The following is a 19,808-nucleotide window of genomic DNA, read 5'->3' on the forward strand; positions in this document are numbered from 1 at the left end:
CACTCGCCGTGACCTGGGGCTTTTGCTTTCAACGGATGCGGCGGCGGCGCTGAGCCCGAGCCGCGCGGGTGTCGGCGGTCTCAGTTCTGGTCTCAGTGGGGTCCGCAGACGGCGGAGCGAAGAACTCTCCCATGCGCCGCATCGCATCCTTCGACAGGTGCGATCTGCCCTTCACGTAGCGCCTCGTCTGGCTGGTCTGGGTGTGCCGCAGGATCTCCATGATCGTGGGCATGTCGACGCCCAACTCGTTCAGGATGGTGCCGGCAGTGTGGCGGCTCCCGTCGTACAGGCGACGGTCATCGATCCCGGTTTCCTTGAGCAGCTCCTTGTACTCTTCGTAGTCGGCGCGAGGGTCGAGGGGGCGCCCGTCCTGCCGTGAGAACACGACGTCGGTCTCCTGCCACAGCTCACCGGCTGCGGTCCGCATCTCGTCCTGCTGTGCCTTGTGGTCGAGCAGGAACGGAATGAACACGGGCGGGATCGGTACGGCGTTCTGGCTCTTCTTGGTCTTGGGGCGGGTGAAGACGAGACCGCCTTCCTTGAGCTCGGGGCAGGCGCTCGCGTGCTACGTGCATCCCTTAGCCCATGCCGACGCCGACGATCCAGCGCATGAGAGTGGGCCGCTTTGAGGCTGCTTCGAGGAATGCCTTGGCTTCCTTCTGCGTGAAGGGATTGGCCTCGGTCTCGTCGACGCTCGGGGGGTCCACGAGCGTGGCGACGTTCTCGCCGATGAGGCGGCGGCGGTGGGCAATCTTCAGGGCGCGAGACAGGATGCGGTGCACCTTCACCACGTGAGAGGGAGCGCGCCCGGCATCGAGCAGCGCTCGGTACATTCGCTCCAGGTGCTCCGGCCGGAGCTTGTCGATGCGATGCTGGCCGACTCCCGGGATGATGTCGTTGCGCGTCTTCGACCAGTAGTCGTCCAGAGATCGCGGCTTGAGCTTGAGGCTGGCGATGTCGGTGAGGTAGGTCTCCATCCACTTCGCGACGGTCGGCTTGCGGCCCGCGATGGGGGCGCGTCCCTGGTCGCGAAGGCGCTCCAACTCCCGGACCCTGCGCTTGATTTCGGGCTCGGCCTTGGCGCGGCGGTGGCGGCGGTAGGGGCTTCCGTCGTTCTTGACGCCCATCGTCACGCGGCCGTGGTACCAGCCGTCGGCGCCGAGGTAGATGAACGATTCCATGTTGGGCTTGCGGGGGCTCATGGGCTCCTCCATGCGGAAGGCGCCCCGAGCGGTGTGCTCGGGGCGCCTCGGGGCTGTCTCTGATCAGTTGGGGAGCGGGGTGAGGTTGTCCACGTACGCCTCAAGGTCCGCGCGGCGAATGCGGCGTGTGCGGCCCAACTTGATGTACTTCAGGGCGCCTTCGGCCATGAGCTCGTAAACGGTGGAGCGGCCGATGGAGAGTGCTTCGGCTGCCTCTTCCGGCTTGTACAGGAGTCGATCGACGGGGGCAGCGAGCGTGGTGCTCATCCGGGGTGCCTCCTGGGCAGTGCGTCTTTGCCTTCGGGGAGTTGGCTCGGGGCCATGGCCCGTGTGCGTCCGAGGTGCAGATTTCTGCGTCATCGCGTCATCAGCGACATTTAGGCTTCTGACCTGCTGCTTTGCCTGACGAGGTGGTGTAGGGATGCGTCATGCGTGCGGCATCGTTCGCGTCATGGGGGTGACGCAGATGACGCAGGATGACGCAGGGCTCGGTGTCTGCGTCATGGCATCCGTCGCAGGTCAGGGGCCGTTAGCGTCCGGCGTGACGTACATGACACAGCGTCTTCCCTCTTAGGACAAAGAAGAGGGAGTGTCTGTAGTGGGCGGTGGCGCCTTCAAGCGTGAAGAAGGAGCCGCTGCGCGGCACGTCCTTGGGGGCGGCGCGCTGCGCCGAACAGCAAGAGGAGCACTCATCGCCTGGGTGCTCCTCTTGCTTCCCTTCTCTGTTGGAGGGTGGAGAGACCTTGGTCTTGGCGGTTCCATGGCTTTATGGAATTCCGCTCCGATCACTAATTCTACGTGGCCACTTGCTGGATGTAACGTCAGTCGTCGAGGTGGCTAGCATTCGACTTCCCGCGGGCTCCGCGGCGCTTCGGATAGTCAGACCAGCGTTTTGCATATTCAGAGTCCTCGCGGATGGCGAGCCGAAGCACTTCGCTTGAATCCTCATAGATGGCCGACCTGAGTACATATTGAGCCTTTGACACAGGTGGTAGGCCCGTCAAGTAATAGGATGAGGGTCGGACCAGGCGAAGCGTCTTTCCGTTCGCCGTTCCCAAAGTCAAAGTGCGCCGATCGTACCCGTCTGTTTGGGATTCGCGAAGACGTGATACGACCGGCAGGAAGCCCGCTTCTTCCGCCTCGGCAAGTACTGTCTCGACAGCGTTTATTGCCCCTAGTACCTCATCTTGGGACGGGAATTTTGGATTCGTATGTTGCAAGATATTCCGAATCTCGTCGACCTTTCCCGATTGCAGTTTCTGCGCAGCGGTCGAAAGCATCGCCACAATGCGAGACCCGGCTGCCGGATCCAAATCGAGGTGCGGATGGATATGCTTAAATAGAAACGTATAAGGAGATGCGGAACGCAGAATCTTGGGGTAGTCATCCAGAGGTCGTCGAGTTGTTTCATCTGACTTCAATGTTTTCAAGCGTTCGGCGAGAATGTCGAACCCTCGAATCATGGGGTGGAGCGTCCACTTCTCATCGGCAGGAAAGTGAACGTCCGCTTGATCGCGACTTAGCTCCTGCGCCGTGAATGCAATTGCATCTTCAGGGGAGTAAACAAAACCCGATGTCGCGTAGTGGTCGCGTAGAAGCGCCCAGGTCGCAAGCTTGAGATACTCCTTGAGTAGCCACTCGACCTTGACGAAGAAGTTGGAAGCGACTGCTCTAATATCGGCTTGGTCGGCGGAGGCGTAAGTATGCGTTCGCATGGCTAGTTCCCTAAGTCGAGCCCCATACTGACGGAAATCAACCAATACGTCAGATTCGGGCGGCCCGTCAATGCCAAGCCGCCATGTAATGGCTCTCCTTAGGGATTCTTCGTTAGACAAACGCTCGCGTGCACGAGCCCCAATCCCGACAAACTTTTCCGCTGCTGCAAGGTTTGCTCCACTATCAAAGATGAGTGACCCGAGAGCGTCATCAAGCGGGCCACTGCATACAAATTGATCCAATTGTTCCTGAAAGGAAGTGCCATCTGTTCCACGAATCAGCCACTCAAGCCTTTCGCGCTGAGTGGGATTGCTTAGGTCGAACAGGTTGGAGATTAGATGGCGGCTTCGAAGAAGAGCTTGTGAGGAGTTTCCGAGGAACCGAACTCCTCGACTCGCGCACTCGGGAACGAGAGCAAAGTATCCCGTGGCCTTAACGCTTCTGGGCGACCTGCGTATTTCAGCCGATGGAATTATGATAGATCCCGAGAGAATTAGCGAGTCCAGTGCATCGATAATCTCTTCGTCCCGACAGAGGAGAATCAGCTGAAGCATCTGAGCTTCGGTGAGGTCATTGGTGAACTTTTCGGCCTCCTTCACCTCTTGCCCAAGCTCAGACAGTGATGCTCGTAGCTTACCTTGGGTAGCATTGAGCAGGTCGTGTATGAGCAAGCGCATTTCCATTGCAGAAAAGGCATCCCCAATAAGGCCTGGGATCCCTGCTGAATGCCTCCATGAGAAGGGGTTGACGAGTTCGGAAGTCAAATCGCGCAAGAACTCCCCCCACTCGCTCTCTGCGCTCTCTTGTCGAGATAGAACCTCTCGCATCTTGGTGCGCACTTTGGCGATCTTTGATGTTCCGGTTTCGAGAAGCACATTGTGCAATCTAGAGCATGATAGATCATCGCAGTGATAAAGAGGAACCCAAACGGAGGGTGGGCAGTATCGAATCTCCCGCGATCGCACGAGCCCCCAGGGGCCTGTCACATAGTCATGAAGCTGGAATACCCCTTGAGGGGTCCCAGCCAGGAGGGTCATCGTATCCTTGTGGGTCAAGTTGTCATTGTTATCTTTGAGCTCATTCAACGCTTTGTCGTACAACTCGCGCCCATAAATATAGGGAAAGAGGACTCGCTCCTTTTTGATTTCGTCGGAGATGACTTTCTCGATCGCGTCGATATTGGTTTTGTCTGGATCTACCAGGAGCTCATTCCAAAATACTTGCAAGAAGGCGGAGAGTGTGCATTCATTTCTGGGGTTGGCGTTGCTTTGTGTGCGACTGACCAACCCGCTGCCGACGGATGAAAGCTTGATGGCTGCGGTGAGTCTGGGCTGCACTTCGTAAGATTCGGAAACAATGCACGACCCGAGAAACTCAGACAAGAGGTCGATCCGCAAGATTCGTTCTCGCGTTTCGGGGTTCGCATAAGAGCGCTGAATCATTTCGCGTGTGAGCTTGTCAGTCATGATCTGCCTCCCCGAAACCTGTCACTGCTACCAGGCTACGGACAGCTGGGGGATCCCGCAGGAGTTCAGAAGCACGCACTCTGACGTTGGAGTGCCGACTGCCACGAGCGGATCGGAGGGGGTGGCGGGGTCCTCTGGTACTGCAGAGCGTGGAGAGAAGGAGGGGGCCGTTCTTGCACGTCGGTTGTGGGCGCTGGGCCGCCTGCCATCACGCCGCCAACGGCGGTCTCATTTGTGGTCTCACTGAGGGCTCGTTCCGGAGCGGTCCACCTTCGTCCGCCCAACGATGACAACCACCTCGACCAGGGAAGACACCTGTCTCGCGGATGCTTATGGACACCCCAGGGCCAAGATCGGACAACTCGTATTGCGTAGGTCTCGGGTTCGAATCCCGAAGGCGGCTCTGTGGAAGCCCCAGGACTCACTCGCCGTGACCTGGGGCTTTTGCTTTGCTACGGGGGCGGGGGGCTTACTGCTGGCTACTGGGCCGACAGGGTCGGTTCCGGGATCGCGGTCGTCTGGGGGGTGTCGGCCGGGGTCAGGGCTGGGGTCGGGCGGGTGAAGGCGTGGCGGCAGTGGTGGACCAGTTGGCGCAGGGCCGGGTTTTCCGCTGCGGTCCAGGCCAGCGAGAGGACCGGTTCCGTGTGGATGTCCTCGATCCGGCGGGTCGTCAGCCGTGGGCGGTGCTGGGCGACGAGGGATTCGGAGAGGATCGCGACGCCCAGACCGCGGATCGCGAGATCGGCGATCGCGCTGGGCGCGCCGGCCTGGAACGCGATCTCCATGTTGACGCCCGCCGCCGCGCACGCGTCGTCGAAGACCTTGCGCACCCCGGCCCCTGTGGGCAGGCTCACCACCGAGTACTGGGCCAGGTCCTCAAGGGTGACCTGGGGCTTCTCGCAGAGCGGGTGGCCGACCGGCATCGCGGCGACCAGGGGCTCACGGATGATCTCGTACGCCTCAAGGCCCGGCGGAGTGGAGCCGGAGGTGCTGACCAGAGCTATGTCGGCGCTGCCCGCGCGCAACCGCTCGATGAGCCGGTCGGAGGTGTCCTCCAGGAGGACGATCTCCACACCGGGGTGTCTGTGGTGGAACGCGGACAGTGCGTCGAAGAGCGGCGTGACCGTGCACGCGGTGACCATGCCGACGACGAGCCTGCCGCGGATGAGGCCGTTCACCTCGTCGACCGCCTGGCGGACGGCGTCGACGGCGGCCAGCGCGGACCGGGCGTGCCGCAGGGCCGCCACCCCGGCGGGGGTGAGTCGGACGCTGCGGCCCGAGCGGTCGAACAGGGACGTCCCGAGGTCGTGCTCCAACTGCCTGATCTGGGCGCTCACTCCGGACTGGCTGATGTGCACGCGCTCGGCGGCCCGAGTGAAGTTCTCCTCCTCGGCCACCGCGACGAAGTATTCGAGCTGCCTGAGTTCCATGCCTCGGGATTCTAGTAATCGGCAGAAGCATATGTGGGACTTCTGGTCGATTTTCGCTTGAGTCCTGGTCGAGAAATGTGCCTGTTAGGCTTTGTCGCTTGCATCTGTCAAGCGTTCTGCGAAGTTTGACGGGAAATCGCGCACACGGGCCGAGCGTGACACCTATAGCGGTGGCCCACAGGGGTACGGTGGCGGTAATTTAAGTTAACAACTATTCCACGCTCGCGCGAACTCTGACAGGGGGCGACGGGTTCATGTACACGAGCAAGTCGGCAGAAGTTGCGGAAGACGAGACGGTCGCAGATGGAAGAGATGGGAGAGATGGAGTAGATGGAATATACGGGGAAATAGGGCTGCGGCCGTGGGAAATACGGCCGCATTCCCTGCCAATTGAACGTGTTCCCGTGGACCAGCTCTGGTCGGCCGATTCACCCCGCCTGGTCGGCGAGAACGTCGACCACATCCGGGTCCTCGCCGAGTCCGGCGCGGACCTGCCGCCCATCCTCGTCCACCGGGTGACGATGCGGGTCATCGACGGGATGCACCGGCTGCGGGCGACGGTGCTGCGCGGTGAGCGGGAGATCGCCGTCCGCTTCCTCGACGGGCACGAGTCGGATGTCTTCATCGTCGCCGTCCAGGCCAACACCACGCACGGTCTGCCGCTGAGCCGCGCCGACCGCAACGCCGCGGCGACGCGGATCATCCACTCACACCCGCAGTGGTCCGACCGCATGATCGCCTCGTTCGCCGGGCTCTCGCCCAAGACGGTCGGAAGCATCCGGCGCCGGCTCGGCGACGACCTGCCGCCCGCGCCGGTGCGGATCGGGCGCGACGGCCGGACGCGGCCCGTCGACAGCAGCGGGGTGCGGGCCGCCACGGGCGAGTTCATCCGGACCCACCCCGACGCGACGCTGCGGCAGATCGCCGGTGCCGCCGGGGTCTCCCGCGCCACCGCACGCGATGTGCGCAGGAGGCTGGAGGAGGACGAAGCCGGCCCCGGCCTCCCGAAGCAGCGGTCGCTCCACGAGGGGGCGCCCCATCTGCCCCATCTGCCCGGGCTGCCTGACCTGCCCGACCTGCCTGATCTGGCGGCGGTTGCGGGTACGGTCACGGCCGCCCAGGCCCGGGTGGCGCAGGGACGGGTGGGAGCGGTGCGCGTTGCGCCCGCCCGGGTCGCCGCCGATCCCGGCGGCGCATCGGCCGTATCGGCACGCGTGGCACCACCCGAGGACGCGGAGTCCGTCGCCGCGCCGACCCCGCCGACCCCGGCGACCCCGGTGGCACCGACTGCACCGGCGGCGTCGGGCATCACCGTGCCGTCGGCCGCCGCGGAGCTGATCCCGATCCTGAAGCGCGACCCCTCGATCCGCTTCACCGACTCCGGGCGCCTGCTGCTGCGGCTGCTGGACGCGGCCACCCTCCCGCCCGACGAGTGGAGCCGGCTCATCGAGAGCGTTCCCGCCCACTGCGTCGACATGGTGGCGAGCGTGGCGCGGGCCTGTGGCGAGGTCTGGTTCAACGTCGCGCAGGAAGTGGACGGCCGCGCCTCGACGCGGTGAGGCGCGGCTCGGTGCCCTCAGTGGCGTACGTCAGTAGTCCCATGGCGTACGTCAGTAGTCTCGTACGACCGTCTTCGTGCGCATCAGGAAGTCGGAGAGATAGCCGTCGTGCGGCAGTCCGGGGCGCATCCAGTGGGTCGGGTGGTCGCCGACGTACAGGTTGGCGATGGTCGGTTCGGCCAGGAGGCGGTCGAGCAGCTCTTCCTGCCGCGTCAGCGCGGTGAGCACCAGGCTGTCGCGCAGCGGGGCGATCCCGTCCGCGGGGCGCCACGGTGCCACCCATACGCAGGGGAAGGGCAGTTCGGCGCCGAGCTGCGGGGCGTCGGCGCGGTCGACCTGGTGGACGGCGGGCCGCAGGACCGCGCTGCCGTCGCCCAGTTCGTCGGCGACCGCGTCGGCGCCGAGCCAGGGCCGGGCGCCACCGGCGCGGCGCCCCACGTACTCGGCGATCGCCCGCGCGCCCGCGGCGGGTTGGACGGGAAGCACGGCCTTCGGGTGGTCCGGCGGCAGGCTGGGCAGCGCCGAGAGCCGCTCGGCGAGGGCCTCGCACAGCGGCGTCGGATCGCCCTCCACCAGCACGGCCGTCGCGTTGACGCAGCCCGTGCCGCCGCGCCCGGCGACCGAGTCCACGAGGGTGTCGAGGTGGTCGCGCCAGTCGACGTCGGCCGTCAGCAGGACTTTGGAGCGGCCCGGCCCCTGGAGCAGGACGGTGGGGTCGGCGCCGTACTTGCGGACGACGTCCTCGCCGCCGTAGACCATGCCGAGGTCCGCGCCGCGCAGCACGGCGTCCGCGCCGGTGTGGTCGGTGGGGAGCAGCGTGATCTCGTCGTTCCCGAAGCCCGCGAGGCGCAGCGCCGTGACGAGCCGGTGCGGGGTGAACGGCTCGCGCCGGGAGGGACGGACCGCGACGCGGTAGCCCAGCGCGAGCGCCTCGGGCCACAGACTGTGGGTGCCGGGGTGGTTGCCGGCCGCGTGGACGGCGAACACGTGGCCGCGCCGGGTGTGGGCGGCCCGGCCGGCCCTGGCCAGGGGGTCGCGCCAGTCGGTGACCGCGCCGGCGGGCCGCGCCTGTGCGAGGCCGGTGCCGATGTCGCGGAGCCGTTCGGCGATGCGGTCGACCGCCGAGGTGACCTCCGTGATCGGGACCCCGCCGACGCGGCTGACCAGGAGGGAGTACTCCGCCACGCTCTGCCCCGCGACGGTGCCGGTGGCGAAGAGGTCGGCGGCGGCCGCGATCCGCCGTACCCGCTCGTCGGCCGGTGCGGGCTCCGCGCGGCGCAGCGCCGACAGGGTGCGGCTGACGAACGGCGGGGGTACGAGGCTCAGTTCGGCGGCGGGGCTGCCGGTGACGTCGGTGACCACCTGGCGGTTCTTGGCACGGAACTCGCCGCGCGGTCCGAGCGCGTCCAGGAGGAGCGGTTCGGACGCGTCCAGCCGGGCCGGTTCGGGCGCCATCAGTACACCCCCTCGACCACGTCCTCGTTCTCGAACCTGCTGACGGGCGCGATGTCGGCCACCGAGTCGCCGGGGCCGCCGTCGAGCGGCTCGACGCGGGTGGCGATGTCGCGTTCGAGGTTGTTGGGCAGCAGGAACGACTTGCTGACGTGGCTGGCCACGACCCGGCCGCGCGCGCCGTAGGGGACCGGCCGGAGCGTCTCGGGGTCGACGACCGAGAAGGTGACGTACGGGCTCAGGGTGTCGAAGACGCAGGGGTCGTCGTCGCCGAGCCCCGGCCGCTCCCCGGCGAAGCCCAGGATCATCGTGCTGCCGTAGTTCCCGGAGAAGACGGTGTCCGGGAATATCTCCGTCCGGTACACCTGGCGGGAGTCGGGGTCGAGCTGTGTGCCGCCCCAACGGATCGCCCGAACCTTCTCGTTGATGAGTTCCACGAGTTCGTCGCGGCGTGCGATGCGGTCCAGGATCGGCGGGGTGACGGTGAGGACGCCGATGTTCTGGGAGCGCAGCACTTCCGCGGCCTGGTCGACGACGTGCTCGGCGTAGTCGTCGGCCTCGCTGCCGCGGCCCGCGGATATCAGCCGCTTCACCCAGCGCGGGTCGAGGTCGAGCGTGAATCCGTGGGTGCCGTGCGTGGTTGCCGAACCCCGGAAGAACTCGCCGACGATGTGCGGGCCGCTGGGAACGATTCCCAGCCAGTTTGCGCCCCGGGGGAAACCGTGGGCGTCGAGCTGCTCTGCGGTCCAGTGGAGCAGCCGCTTCCGCCAGTCCCCGAGGAGGACGACCCGCTTGGGGGCGCCCGTGGTGCCGCCGCTCTCGAACACGCCCCGTACGTCGGGGTTGTCGCCGTAGCCGCGCGGGATCAGGTCCTCGGCGGGGACGGTGCGCAGCTCGGAGGCGACGTTGGGGAAGCGGACGAGGTCGGCCACCGAGGAGATGTCGGACCGCGGGTCGAAGTCGAGGGACTTCGCGCGTTCCAGCCAGTAGGGAGAGCCGGTTTCGGGGCCGAAGTGCCACTCCATCGCGGCTCTGATGTATTCGTCCGGGTCGGGCCGGACGCCGGGCGGCAGGTCGAGAATGTCCCAGGTATGCGACGTGTCCGACGTGTTCGACGTGTGCGACGCCATGTTGTCGTTATCCTCCCGGCCTTGTCGTCCATCTGTTGCCTGGATTGTTGCCTGGATTGTTGTTTGAAGGGTCGCCCGACGCTTTTTCCCGTGGAATGACCAGGGCATTGGAGCCGGGGTTGTTCAGGAATGTCAACACCGTTCCATCTCTTCCGATCTCTGTCCCGTGAAAGCGGGGCCGAGGGCCTGGAGCGTGGCCAGTTCGTACAGGCCCTCGACGGTGCCCTCCGCCTCGAAGGTGACGCGGACGTCCGGTGGCCGGCCGATCAGTGCGAGGGCGGCGTTCGGCGGCATCTGGTCGAGCGGTGGCCGCTCGTTCTCCCAGAGCATCATCGCGCCCCACCGGTTCTGCTCGCGGTCCGCGAAGTAGATCTTCAGACGCAGTCCGGGCACCTTGGTCCACCGGTCCAGCGTGTTCTCGCGCAGGTGCTCACGCATCGACTCGATGGTCTGGGGCGTCCCGTCGAGGTGCCACCAGGCGACGTCGACCCTCATCGGGGCACTCGCACGGTGTGACTGGGCATGCGCGCTGCGTAACTGGTCATGGGTGCCTCCGTCTTCGGTGGGAGGGAGCGAGAGGAAGGGGGTGAAGCCAGTGAGCGTACGACTCGCTCGGCGCGAGCGCGTGGGGTGGCGACTGAGGAATTCCTCAGTCGCCCGGACGGCCGCGATCCAGATCTGTTGCTTCTGGTAGCCAGAAGTAAGGGGAGTTGGACGTGCCAGTTCCGCGCGGCCAAGCTTATTGGTGCTGGAAATCAGCTCTGAACGAGAGGCCCCCCTGTGTCCGAGTATGAGAAGGCCTACCGGCCGGAAGACATTACGCGTCTGTTCGTCGAGCGCGCCAACAAGGGCGATGCGACCGGCGTCGCGGAGCTCTACGCGGAGGACGCGGTCGTCGCCTTCCCGCCCGGGCAGATCACCCAGGGGCGCGAGGCCATCCGCAAGCTGTGGGAGATGGCGATGACGCGGAACCCCAAGTTCGAGCCGGAGGAGCCCCTTCCGACTCTGATCAACGGTGACATCGCGCTCACGTCCACCCCGCCGAAGGACGGCACGGGTGCCCGCGCCCAGGTGGTGCGCCGCCAGCCCGACGGCTCGTGGCTGCGGATCCTCGACCAGCCCGAGTTCATCCAGCCCAAGTAAGCAGCCGGACCAGGCAGCCGGCCCGGTCAGGCAGTCGGCCCGGTCAACGCGTAAGCCGCGTAGAACGCCGTAGGAAGTGTGGGGGAGATCAGTCATGGCCAAGCGATGGTGGACGTTGGTGGTCGTCTCCGCGTCGACCTTCATGATCCTGCTGGACGCCACCATCGTCACCGTCGTGCTGCCGCAGATCCAGAGCGGACTCGACACCAGCTTCGCCGACGCGCAATGGGTGGTCGACGCCTACTCGTTGACGCTCGCCGCGATGCTGCTGGTCGGTGGCTCGCTGGCGGACCGCTTCGGCTACCGCAAGCTGTTCCTGGTGGGCCTCGGTGTCTTCACCGTCAGCTCGCTGCTCTGCGGGATCTCCTCCACACCTCTCATGCTGATCCTGTCGCGCGCCGCGCAGGGCATCGGCGGCTCCGTCATGTACGCCACCTCGCTGGCGCTGCTCGCCCGGAACTTCACCGGGAAGGAGCGGGGCGTCGCCTTCGGCATCTGGGGTGCGGTGACGGGCATCGCCACCGGACTCGGGCCCGTCTTCGGCGGTTTGATCGCCAGCAACATCAGCTGGCGCGGCATCTTCCTCGTCAACGTGCCCATCGGTCTCCTCGCCATCGCGGTGACGCTGTGGCAGGTCGACGAGTCGCCGATGCGGCGCAAGCTGCGGCTGGACTGGCCGGGCTTCGTCCTCTTCACCAGTGGTCTGGTCGCGCTGATCTACGGTCTGATCCGGGCCGGTGAGACCGAGTGGGGCAACACCGGCGTCGTGCTGTGGCTCGGCGCGGCGGCCGTCCTGCTCGTCACCTTCCTGATCGTGGAACTCCGCTCCGAGCAGCCGCTGTTCGACCTGTCGCTGTTCCGTACGCCGACGTTCGTCGGCGGGTCCATCGCCGCGTTCACCATGAACGGCTCGCTGTTCGCGATGCTCCTCTACTTGGTGCTCTACCTGCAGAACGGCCTCGGCTACTCCGTCCTGGAGTCCAGCGTGCGGCTGCTCGTGATCAGCGTGTGCGCCCTGGTCGCGTCGACCATCGCGGGCCGGCTGAGCGCGAAGGTGCCGGTGAAGTGGCTCATCGGCCCCGGCCTCTTCCTCGTCGGCGCCGGTCTGCTCCTCATGTCGGGCAACGACGCGTCGAGCAGCTGGACGCACCTCATCCCGGGCTTCGTCATCGCCGGTATCGGCAGCGGCGTCGTCAACCCGCCGCTCGCCTCGACCGCCGTCGGCGTCGTCACGCCGGACCGGTCGGGCACGGCGTCGGGCATCAACATCACCTTCCGCCAGGTCGGCATGGCCGCCAGCATCCCGGTGCTCGGCTCCATCTTCACGGCGTCGCTGCACGACGACGTCATGCGGAACCTGTCGGGAATCCCCGAACTCGCCGACAGGGCCCCGGGCATCGCCGCGGCCGTCGAACACGGTGACGTGTCCGGCCTCGCCGAGAAGGTGCCCGCGCCGCTGCGGGACCAGGTGGCCACCGCCCTCCACTCCGGATACGCCGAGGCGCTGAACGACCTGCTGGTCATCACCGGTGTCCTGGCCCTGGTCGGAGCGGTGTTCTCCTTCTTCCTGATCCGCGCGAAGGACTTCCTGGCCGCCAAGCCGCCGCCGCGGGACACCGGGGTCGAAGCCGGGGAGCCGCAGCCGGTGAAGTGACGGGGACGGGCACTTGTCGGATGGAGCCGGGTGCCCGTGAGCCGGGGGCCGAGCGCTCGTCAGCCGGAACCGTCCCGTTCCTGGATGTGGTCGAGCGCATGCTGGATGACCGCCTGCGCCGCCGGGTCGATCGTCCGGTCGTCCGGCCACGCCAGGTACAGCCGCCCGTGCATGTCAGGGTCGCGGAACGGCACCAGCCGGAGGTCCTCACCGGCTGACCGGACCGCCCCTCGCGGCAGGATCGCCACACCGAAACCACGGGCCGCCATGTCCACCAGGACCTGGGGATCGCTGGCCGAGAAGGCGATGGGCGCGTCGATCCCGGCCGTGGCCAGGGAGATGTCGAGCTGCCGCCGGGTACCGCTGTCGCCGGGCAGCGAGATCAGCTGCCGGGACGCGAGCTCCTTGAGCAGCACGGAGTCCCGGTCCGCGTACTCGTCGTCCGCGCGCAGCACCGCGACGAGCGGGTCGGCGAGGACGACCTCGGTCCGCAGAAAAGCCGGCGGTTCGACCGCCATGCCGAGGAAGGCCATGTCGAGTTCGCCGTCCTTGAGCGCGTCGACGAGGTCGTCGGTGCTGCCCTGGCGCAGCGCGATCTCCACGGTCGGATGGCTCGCCTGGAACTCCGCGAGCATGCCGGGCACGTCCAGCGACGCCACCACCGTCACCATGCCCACGCTCACCCGGCCCCGCAGCAGCCCGGCCACCTGGTCGACGGCGAGTCTGGCGTTGCGTACCGCCGCCAGCGCGGCCTTGGCATAGGGGAGCAGGGCCTCGCCCACGGCGGTGGGGCGGACCGTGCGCCCGGACCGGTCGAGCAGTTCGTATCCGAGTTCCCGTTCGAGGCGGCGGATCTGCGCGCTCACTCCCGGCTGGGTCACATGGACCCGGGCCGCGGCTCTGGTGAAGTTGCCGTCCTCCACGACAGCGACGAAGTACTCAAGCTGGCGTATCTCCATAACTGACCGATCTAGGCTTCAGTACGAACAGATATTGGACGCCCGGTAAACGCCGGGACAATACTGACGGGGTCGCTCGGAAAGCAATGAAAGAGCGGCCATTCAACGGCCAGTCAGCGGCCTTTTTCACGGGGATACTCGGAATTTTCTGAGTAATGCATGCCAAATGCGCGTGCCAAAATTTTCTGAGGGACTTTACAGCAGCGCGGTCGGGCTGTGAAGAGTTCATCCGCAGCGAGCGGGCCACCGTACGTGCACTGAGGGGAGTCATCCATGGGAACCACAGGAATTGGAGGCGCCGATTCCGGCGGCGCGGTCATCTGGGTGACCGGGCTTGCCGAGGCCGGCAAGACGACGGTCGCCCGTGAGCTGGTCCGGCAGCTCGTCCAGCGCGGCCGGCAGCCGATCCTGCTGGACGGCAACGAGGTGCGGACCGCCCTGGACATGATGACCCACGGTTTCGACCGGGAAAGCCGCATAAAGACATCCATGACCTATGCGCGGCTGTCCCAGCTCCTCGCCGAACAGGGGCACCTCGTCGTGGTCGCGACCATCTCGCTGTTCCACGAGGTGCAGCGGCACAATCGCGAGAACCAGCCCGACTACTTCGAGGTGCTGCTCGACGTGCCCGTTGAAGAACTCAAGCGGCGGGACAGCAAGGGCGTCTACAGCGGCAACGACGCCAAGGACGTGGTCGGCATCGGGCAGTCCGCCGAGTTCCCCACCCACCCCGACCTCGTGGTCACCAACTACGGCGACGTCGACCCGAAGGCCGCGGCCACCATGATTCGACTCGCGCACGAGGAGCGTGTGCCGTCCGCGGCGGCGTGACGCGCGTATTCCATAAACCTCCGCTTTTCCAGCTGAGAGCGTTCTCGCAGTTCTCGCGGTTCTCGCTTTCAGGCGGATATTCGTTTTCACGTAGACATAAGGAGCTGTGCCCCGCATGACGACGTCGACCAAGCTCAAGCACGGAGATTTCACCGACCTGGCGAAGGACTACTCGAAGTACCGTGAGGGTTACGCGACCTCGGTGCGGGACGCGCTGATCGGCCTGGTGGGCCGGCCGGCCGCCGAGCTCGACGCCGTCGACGTCGGCGCCGGCACGGGCCTGTGGACCCGCATCGTGGCGGACGGCGGATTCCGCTCGGTCACCGCGGTCGAGCCGAACGACAACATGCGCGCCGAGGGCATCTCCGACTCGGAGGGCTACTCGATCACCTGGCGGGCCGGCAAGGGCGAGGAGACCGGACTCCCGGACCGGTCGGCCGACCTCATCAGCATGGCGTCCTCCTTCCACTGGGTGGACTTCGAGGTGGGCACCGCCGAGTTCTGCCGGGTCCTGCGGCCGGGCGGCTGGTTCGTCGCGCTCTACAACCCGCGGCTGATCGAGGTCAACCCGGTGCTCGTGGACATCGAGAACGAGCTCAAGCGCCTGATGGGCGAGCGCAAGCGGATCACCTCCGCGCACCCGCAGATGATCAAGGAGCTGTCGGACAAGTTCAACGCCAGCCCGCGGTTCGACGACGTCGTCGTGCTGGAGGGCCGCCACTCCGTCGAGCAGACCATCGACCACTACATCGGCCTGTGGCAGTCCGTGAACGACGTGCGGGTCCAACTCGGCGACGCGAAGTTCGAGCAGTTCCTCGACTACATCCGCGAGCGCCTGGCGGACGCGCAGAAGCTCGAAGTCACCTACCTGACCAGGGCGGTCGCGGCGCGCGCCAAGAAGTGACCCGAGCCACGCGCTGAGAAGCAACCCGAGAGCCGCGCCCAGAAGCAGGCCGAGAGACAGGATTTCTGACATGACCGAGGACTCCGCCCGGGAGCTGCGTCCCGACGAACTGGCCCGTCGCAGCGCGCGCCTGCTCGGCGAGAACGACATCGTCGTGGCCGGCGACCCCGGGTCCGGCCAGGCACTCGTGGCCAACATCGTGTTCGAGCTCGGCTTCGACTACCTCGACCCGTACGTCGAGTCGCCCGACGAGGCGGACGGCGCGGCGCAGTCGGTGGAGAGCCGTCTCGACTACTACCGGCAGCGCCTCGCCGCCACCTCCGAGAAGAGCCAGGCCGCGCTGGACAGGGCGGCGAGCGGAGCCGTGCCCAAGAGGTTCATCAAGACCCACTTCTACCCCGAGGTGTTCGCCGACTCCTCGGTGAACAGCGCGATCCTGGTGGTGCGCGACCCGCGCGACACCATCTACTCGTCGTACAAGTGGTTCTCCTCCTTCGGCGGCTCCTGGATCCCGGACGCCGCGGACATGATCGGGAAGCTGACGTACCCGGACTTTCTTGACCGCGTCAGGCTCGGGGACGGAGAGCCCTCGATCCCCGGCTGGGCCCGCTTCTACCGGAGCTGGCTGGAGGCGGCGCCGGAGTTCTCGAAGTTCGCGGTCGTGCGCTTCGAGGATCTGAAGTCGCACCCCGTGGGCGCCATCACCGCGATGCTCGCGGCGCTGGGGCTCGCGGTGCCGCCGGAAGTCGTCGAACAGGCGGCCGAACGCAGCTCCTTCAAGGCGATGCGCGCCCGCGAGGACGCGGCGTCCGCCGGCGAGGGCGACACCACGAAGAACGCCCGCATCATGCGGCGCGGGCAGGTGGGCGAGTGGCGCGAGTGGATCGGCGAGGGCGACCTGGCCGAACGCTTCGCCCACCCGGGGCTGGTCGCGACGGCGGCCCGTTTCGGGTACGACGCGACGCCGACGCGGTAGCTCGCACGTCGCGCGCCCGCGGGGTTCGGATGCGTTCGGGTGCGTTCGGGGAGGGCCAGGTCACGTGATCCGTGACCTGGCCCTCCCCGTTGCAGGATCACCTGCCCGCTGCAGGATCAGTCGCAGGAGCAGCGGAGTCTCGGGCTCCGCGGTTATGACGCTTCCGGTCCGGGGAGCGATCGACCATGGTCGAGACTGGCGAGACTGCTGACGAAGTGGCCGTACGGCACGGGCTGCGCCCGCTGCCCGTCGAGGGCGGACTGTTCCGGCGTGTCTGGGCGGGCCCGCCGGACGCGTCCGGGCGCCCCGCCGGGTCGGCGATCGTCGCGCTGCTGACCACGGCACCCGGCGACTTCTCCGCCCTGCACCGCCTGCCCATCGACGAGGTCTGGCACTTCTACGAGGGCGACGCGCTGGAACTCCTCCTCCTCGCGCCCGACGGCACGGACCGGACGGCGGTGCTGGGCGCCGGCGGGCAGGTGCAGCTGGTGGTACCGGCGGGGACGTGGATGGGGGCGCGCGTCAGGTCCGGCGGGCGGTACGGCTGGGCGCTCTTCGGGACGACGATGGCACCCGGGTTCGTACCCGAGGATTACGAGGGCGGGGACGCGGCGGAGCTGAGTGCCCGCTATCCGGGGCGCGCCGAGCTCATCCGGGAGCTGTGCCGCCCCGGGGAGCCGCTGCGGATGCGGGGAGAGGACGGCGGGGATGCGTGAGGGGATGAGTGAGGGGGCTTCGGTGGGTGGCGCGGTGGTGCGTGACGAGACGCTGCCCGGGCTGGGCGGGCGCGTCGCCCTGGTGACCGGGGCGAGTGGAGGCATCGGCGCCGGGGTCGCCCTGCGGTTCGCGCAGGCGGGGGCCGCGGTGGTGGTGCACTACCGGCGGGGCGGGGAGCGGGCCGATGAACTGGTCGGGCGGATCGTGGCGGCGGGCGGCGACGCCGTCGCCGTATCGGCGGACCTGACGCGGGAGGAGGAGTGCCACCGCCTCGTCGCGGAGGCGCACTCCTGGCGCGGGCGCCTGGACGCGCTGGTCAACAGCGCCGGAATCCAGCCGGTGCGGGAACTTCCCGGCATGACGGCCGCCGAGTGGCGACAGCTGTCCGAGGCGAACGTGACGAGCGCGTTCTGCTGCACGCAGGCGGCCGCCGAGGTCATGGCCGGACAGGACGGCGGCGGTACGGTCACCCACATCGCGTCCATCGAGGGGTCGAGCCCGGCCCCGGGCCACGCGCACTACAGCGCGTCCAAGGCGGCCCTGATCATGTTCGCCCGCTCGGCGGCCCTGGAGTACGGGCCGCGCGGCATCCGCGTCAACAGCGTCTCGCCCGGCCTCATCGACCGGCCGGGGCTCGCCGACGACTGGCCGGACGGCGTGGCGCGGTGGGGCCGGGCGGCGCCGCTCGGACGGCTCGGGCGGCCCGAGGACGTCGGCAGCGCCTGTGTGTTCCTCGCCTCGGACGCGGCGTCCTGGATCACGGGGACGGACTTGGTGGTGGACGGCGGGGTGGGGGCGCGCCCGACCTGGTAGACGCCACCGGCCGCGTGGGTGGACGCCACCGGACACGTGGGCAGACGTCACCGGCCGCGTGCGGTTCCGTTCTCAGGAGATGCGGGCCAGCCATGTGCGGAGCGCGGCGTTGAACTCGTCGGGGCGTTCCAGGTTCGGCATGTGTGCCGCGGACTCGACGATGTGCAGGACCGAGTCGGGGAGCGCGGAGTGCATGGCCTTGGCGTCGGCCACCGGCGTGAACGCGTCGTCGCGGCCGACGACGACGAGGGAGGGGACGCCGACGCGGGTCAACAGGGCGCGGTAGTCGGGGCGTTCGGCCCGGCCGCGCAGGGCGGCGGCCGCTCCCTCGGGCGGGGCGGCGAGCATCATGCGGTGGACGTACGCGGACGCCTCCGTGTTGTACGGGGCCACCATCTTGTCCCGCACCTCGTCCGCGTACCCCTTCATGCCCTCGGCGAGGAGGCGGTCGGCGAGGGAGTTGCGGAAGACCTTGCCGTCCGGGGTCTCGGCGGCGGGGAAGGTGTCCGCGAGGAGGAGCCCGGTGATGCGCTCCGGGAAGAGGCGGTAGCACTCCATCACGATCTGGCCGCCCATGGAGAGCCCGCCGAGTGCGAACTCCCGTATGCCCAGATGGTCCATGAGGGCGGCGATGTCCTCGGCGAAGGTGGCGAAGCCGGTGGTGCGGGCCGCGGCACTGGCGCCGGGGGCGAGGGTGGAAGCTCCGTAGCCGCGGAGGTCCGGGGTGATCACGCGGTGGGTCGCGGCGAGAGCGGTGCGCTGCGGGGTCCACATGGAGCGGTCGAAGGGGTGACCGTGGACGAGCACGAGGGGGCTGCCGGGGTTGCCGTCGGCGCTGCTGCCGGTGTCGTCGTAGCCGATGGTGATCCCGTTGAGCTGTGCGGTTGCCATGCGGGGAGGCTAGGCGGGGGGATCGGGCGGGGCAACGGGTGACCCGGTGCTGCGATGCCAGGGGGGTACTTCCGTGGCCGCACCAGTCTGCCGGTCACTTATGAGGATCCTGTCAGGCCGCCGTCTGATCCCGTTCGGCCGGCCCGAACCGGGCGCGGCATGCCTATCCTCAACGCCATGTGCGCTTTTGTCCTGGTCGCGGAGGACGACGAGAAACAGGCCGAGCTGGTCCGCCGCTACCTGGAGCGCGAGGGCCACTCGGTCGCCGTCGTCCACGACGGTTCCGCCGCCCTCGCCGAGGTGCGGCGCCGGCTGCCGGACCTGCTGATCCTCGACGTGATGATGCCGGGCGCCGACGGCCTGGAAGTGACCCGTCGCCTGCGGGACGGGGACGGGGGCGGGCCGCCCGGGCTCGCGCGGCTGCCGATCCTGATGCTGACCGCCCGCACCACCGAGGACGACCTGCTCGCGGGCCTCGACACGGGCGCCGACGACTACCTCACCAAGCCGTACAGCCCGCGTGAGCTGATGGCCCGGGTACGGACGCTGCTGCGCCGCGCGGGCGGCAGCCGGCCGCCGCTGCCGGACGCCGACCGGCGGATCCTGCGCGTCGGCGGCCTCGTCGTCGACCCGCTGCGGCACGAGGTGACGGTCGACGGGCGGCACGTGGACTGCACCCCGGGCGAGTTCGACCTGCTCTCCGCACTGGCGGAGGAGCCGGACCGGGTCTTCACCCGGCCGCAGCTCCTCGACCGCATCCACGGCTCGTCCGGCTACATATCCGCCCGCACGGTCGACGTGCACGTCCTCAACCTGCGCAAGAAGATCGAATCCGACCCGCGCCGTCCCGATCGGCTGGTGACGGTCTTCGGGGTGGGGTACAAGCTGACGGGAGCGGGAGCGGGAGCGGGAGCGGGGACGGGAGGCGGGGTGGCTGGGCGCGGTGCGAGCTCCGGTGGGGTGGC

General features: G+C 67.6%; 16 protein-coding genes and 2 pseudogenes. 9 read left to right on the forward strand and 9 right to left on the reverse strand.

The window, feature by feature from the left end:
- Positions 1-28: 28 nt before the first annotated feature.
- From AB0H82_RS33465 to AB0H82_RS33480, 4 genes and pseudogenes are all read right to left on the reverse strand, one after another.
- Positions 29-1,202, reverse strand: a pseudogene (locus AB0H82_RS33465) (tyrosine-type recombinase/integrase).
- 63 nt (positions 1,203-1,265) lie between these two features.
- Positions 1,266-1,469: a helix-turn-helix domain-containing protein gene (locus AB0H82_RS33470; RefSeq protein ID WP_362999282.1), complete on the reverse strand. Its 204-nt coding sequence runs from the start codon at positions 1,467-1,469 to the stop codon at positions 1,266-1,268.
- Between the two features lie 554 nt (positions 1,470-2,023).
- A complete protein-coding gene (locus tag AB0H82_RS33475; RefSeq protein WP_362999283.1) occupies positions 2,024-4,384 on the reverse strand; it encodes a hypothetical protein in 2,361 nt (786 codons plus the stop codon).
- Positions 4,385-4,863: 479 nt separating this feature from the next.
- Positions 4,864-5,814: a LysR family transcriptional regulator gene (locus AB0H82_RS33480; protein WP_362999284.1), complete on the reverse strand. Its 951-nt coding sequence runs from the start codon at positions 5,812-5,814 to the stop codon at positions 4,864-4,866.
- Positions 5,815-6,218: 404 nt separating this feature from the next.
- Between AB0H82_RS33480 and AB0H82_RS33485 the strand changes: the two genes are divergently transcribed.
- Complete coding sequence (locus AB0H82_RS33485) at positions 6,219-7,373, forward strand: ParB/RepB/Spo0J family partition protein (protein WP_362999285.1); 1,155 nt, start codon at positions 6,219-6,221, stop codon at positions 7,371-7,373.
- Between the two features lie 51 nt (positions 7,374-7,424).
- Here AB0H82_RS33485 and AB0H82_RS33490 read toward each other — a convergent pair whose 3' ends face one another.
- The 3 genes from AB0H82_RS33490 to AB0H82_RS33500 form a co-directional block, all read right to left on the reverse strand.
- The gene (locus tag AB0H82_RS33490) at positions 7,425-8,828 is read right to left on the reverse strand and encodes an aldehyde dehydrogenase family protein (RefSeq protein WP_362999286.1); all 1,404 of its coding nucleotides are present in this window, start codon (positions 8,826-8,828) and stop codon (positions 7,425-7,427) included.
- Complete coding sequence (locus AB0H82_RS33495; protein ID WP_362999287.1) at positions 8,828-9,955, reverse strand: phenazine antibiotic biosynthesis protein; 1,128 nt, start codon at positions 9,953-9,955, stop codon at positions 8,828-8,830. The genes AB0H82_RS33490 and AB0H82_RS33495 overlap by 1 nt, the downstream gene beginning before the upstream one ends.
- A gap of 132 nt (positions 9,956-10,087) precedes the next feature.
- On the reverse strand, positions 10,088-10,450 hold the full coding sequence (locus tag AB0H82_RS33500) for a hypothetical protein (RefSeq protein ID WP_362999288.1): 363 nt from the start codon (positions 10,448-10,450) through the stop codon (positions 10,088-10,090).
- 285 nt (positions 10,451-10,735) lie between these two features.
- On the opposite strand from AB0H82_RS33500, the gene AB0H82_RS33505 reads away from it, so the two are divergent.
- Complete coding sequence (locus tag AB0H82_RS33505) at positions 10,736-11,098, forward strand: nuclear transport factor 2 family protein (RefSeq protein WP_362999289.1); 363 nt, start codon at positions 10,736-10,738, stop codon at positions 11,096-11,098.
- Positions 11,099-11,192: 94 nt separating this feature from the next.
- Positions 11,193-12,752, forward strand: a complete 1,560-nt coding sequence (locus AB0H82_RS33510) for an MFS transporter (protein ID WP_362999290.1) — start codon at positions 11,193-11,195, stop codon at positions 12,750-12,752.
- A gap of 59 nt (positions 12,753-12,811) precedes the next feature.
- Here AB0H82_RS33510 and AB0H82_RS33515 read toward each other — a convergent pair whose 3' ends face one another.
- Positions 12,812-13,711 carry a LysR family transcriptional regulator gene (locus tag AB0H82_RS33515; protein ID WP_362999291.1) on the reverse strand — a complete coding sequence of 300 codons (900 nt, stop codon included), beginning with the start codon at positions 13,709-13,711 and terminating at the stop codon, positions 12,812-12,814.
- A gap of 273 nt (positions 13,712-13,984) precedes the next feature.
- On the opposite strand from AB0H82_RS33515, the gene AB0H82_RS33520 reads away from it, so the two are divergent.
- The 5 genes from AB0H82_RS33520 to AB0H82_RS33540 all read left to right on the forward strand — a co-directional run bounded on the left by AB0H82_RS33520 (position 13,985) and on the right by AB0H82_RS33540 (position 17,952).
- Positions 13,985-14,542 carry an adenylyl-sulfate kinase gene (locus AB0H82_RS33520; RefSeq protein WP_362999292.1) on the forward strand — a complete coding sequence of 186 codons (558 nt, stop codon included), beginning with the start codon at positions 13,985-13,987 and terminating at the stop codon, positions 14,540-14,542.
- A gap of 115 nt (positions 14,543-14,657) precedes the next feature.
- Positions 14,658-15,446: a class I SAM-dependent methyltransferase gene (locus AB0H82_RS33525; protein ID WP_362999293.1), complete on the forward strand. Its 789-nt coding sequence runs from the start codon at positions 14,658-14,660 to the stop codon at positions 15,444-15,446.
- A gap of 70 nt (positions 15,447-15,516) precedes the next feature.
- Complete coding sequence (locus AB0H82_RS33530) at positions 15,517-16,422, forward strand: sulfotransferase domain-containing protein (protein ID WP_362999294.1); 906 nt, start codon at positions 15,517-15,519, stop codon at positions 16,420-16,422.
- Between the two features lie 185 nt (positions 16,423-16,607).
- The gene (locus AB0H82_RS33535; protein ID WP_362999295.1) at positions 16,608-17,138 is read left to right on the forward strand and encodes a cupin domain-containing protein; all 531 of its coding nucleotides are present in this window, start codon (positions 16,608-16,610) and stop codon (positions 17,136-17,138) included.
- Between the two features lie 4 nt (positions 17,139-17,142).
- Positions 17,143-17,952: a glucose 1-dehydrogenase gene (locus AB0H82_RS33540; protein WP_362999296.1), complete on the forward strand. Its 810-nt coding sequence runs from the start codon at positions 17,143-17,145 to the stop codon at positions 17,950-17,952.
- Between the two features lie 72 nt (positions 17,953-18,024).
- Here AB0H82_RS33540 and AB0H82_RS33545 read toward each other — a convergent pair whose 3' ends face one another.
- Positions 18,025-18,843: an alpha/beta fold hydrolase gene (locus AB0H82_RS33545; protein ID WP_362999297.1), complete on the reverse strand. Its 819-nt coding sequence runs from the start codon at positions 18,841-18,843 to the stop codon at positions 18,025-18,027.
- Positions 18,844-19,020: 177 nt separating this feature from the next.
- Between AB0H82_RS33545 and AB0H82_RS33550 the strand changes: the two are divergent.
- A pseudogene (locus tag AB0H82_RS33550) lies at positions 19,021-19,734 on the forward strand (response regulator transcription factor); the annotation flags it as partial.
- Between the last annotated feature and the right edge of the window lie 74 nt (positions 19,735-19,808).

The sequence above is a fragment of the Streptomyces sp. NPDC050732 genome (assembly GCF_040654255.1).
Taxonomy (GTDB): Bacteria; Actinomycetota; Actinomycetes; order Streptomycetales; family Streptomycetaceae; genus Streptomyces.

Bases quoted from the DNA above. Each gene is read 5' to 3' on its own strand.
- AB0H82_RS33470 (WP_362999282.1), bottom strand. From the start codon at position 1,469: ATGAGCACCACGCTCGCTGCCCCCGTCGATCGACTCCTGTACAAGCCG.
- AB0H82_RS33475 (WP_362999283.1), bottom strand. From the start codon at position 4,384: ATGACTGACAAGCTCACACGCGAAATGATTCAGCGCTCTTATGCGAAC.
- AB0H82_RS33480 (WP_362999284.1), bottom strand. From the start codon at position 5,814: ATGGAACTCAGGCAGCTCGAATACTTCGTCGCGGTGGCCGAGGAGGAG.
- AB0H82_RS33490 (WP_362999286.1), bottom strand. From the start codon at position 8,828: ATGGCGCCCGAACCGGCCCGGCTGGACGCGTCCGAACCGCTCCTCCTG.
- AB0H82_RS33495 (WP_362999287.1), bottom strand. From the start codon at position 9,955: ATGGCGTCGCACACGTCGAACACGTCGGACACGTCGCATACCTGGGAC.
- AB0H82_RS33500 (WP_362999288.1), bottom strand. From the start codon at position 10,450: ATGAGGGTCGACGTCGCCTGGTGGCACCTCGACGGGACGCCCCAGACC.
- AB0H82_RS33510 (WP_362999290.1), top strand. From the start codon at position 11,193: ATGGCCAAGCGATGGTGGACGTTGGTGGTCGTCTCCGCGTCGACCTTC.
- AB0H82_RS33515 (WP_362999291.1), bottom strand. From the start codon at position 13,711: ATGGAGATACGCCAGCTTGAGTACTTCGTCGCTGTCGTGGAGGACGGC.
- AB0H82_RS33520 (WP_362999292.1), top strand. From the start codon at position 13,985: ATGGGAACCACAGGAATTGGAGGCGCCGATTCCGGCGGCGCGGTCATC.
- AB0H82_RS33525 (WP_362999293.1), top strand. From the start codon at position 14,658: ATGACGACGTCGACCAAGCTCAAGCACGGAGATTTCACCGACCTGGCG.
- AB0H82_RS33530 (WP_362999294.1), top strand. From the start codon at position 15,517: ATGACCGAGGACTCCGCCCGGGAGCTGCGTCCCGACGAACTGGCCCGT.
- AB0H82_RS33535 (WP_362999295.1), top strand. From the start codon at position 16,608: ATGGTCGAGACTGGCGAGACTGCTGACGAAGTGGCCGTACGGCACGGG.
- AB0H82_RS33540 (WP_362999296.1), top strand. From the start codon at position 17,143: ATGAGTGAGGGGGCTTCGGTGGGTGGCGCGGTGGTGCGTGACGAGACG.
- AB0H82_RS33545 (WP_362999297.1), bottom strand. From the start codon at position 18,843: ATGGCAACCGCACAGCTCAACGGGATCACCATCGGCTACGACGACACC.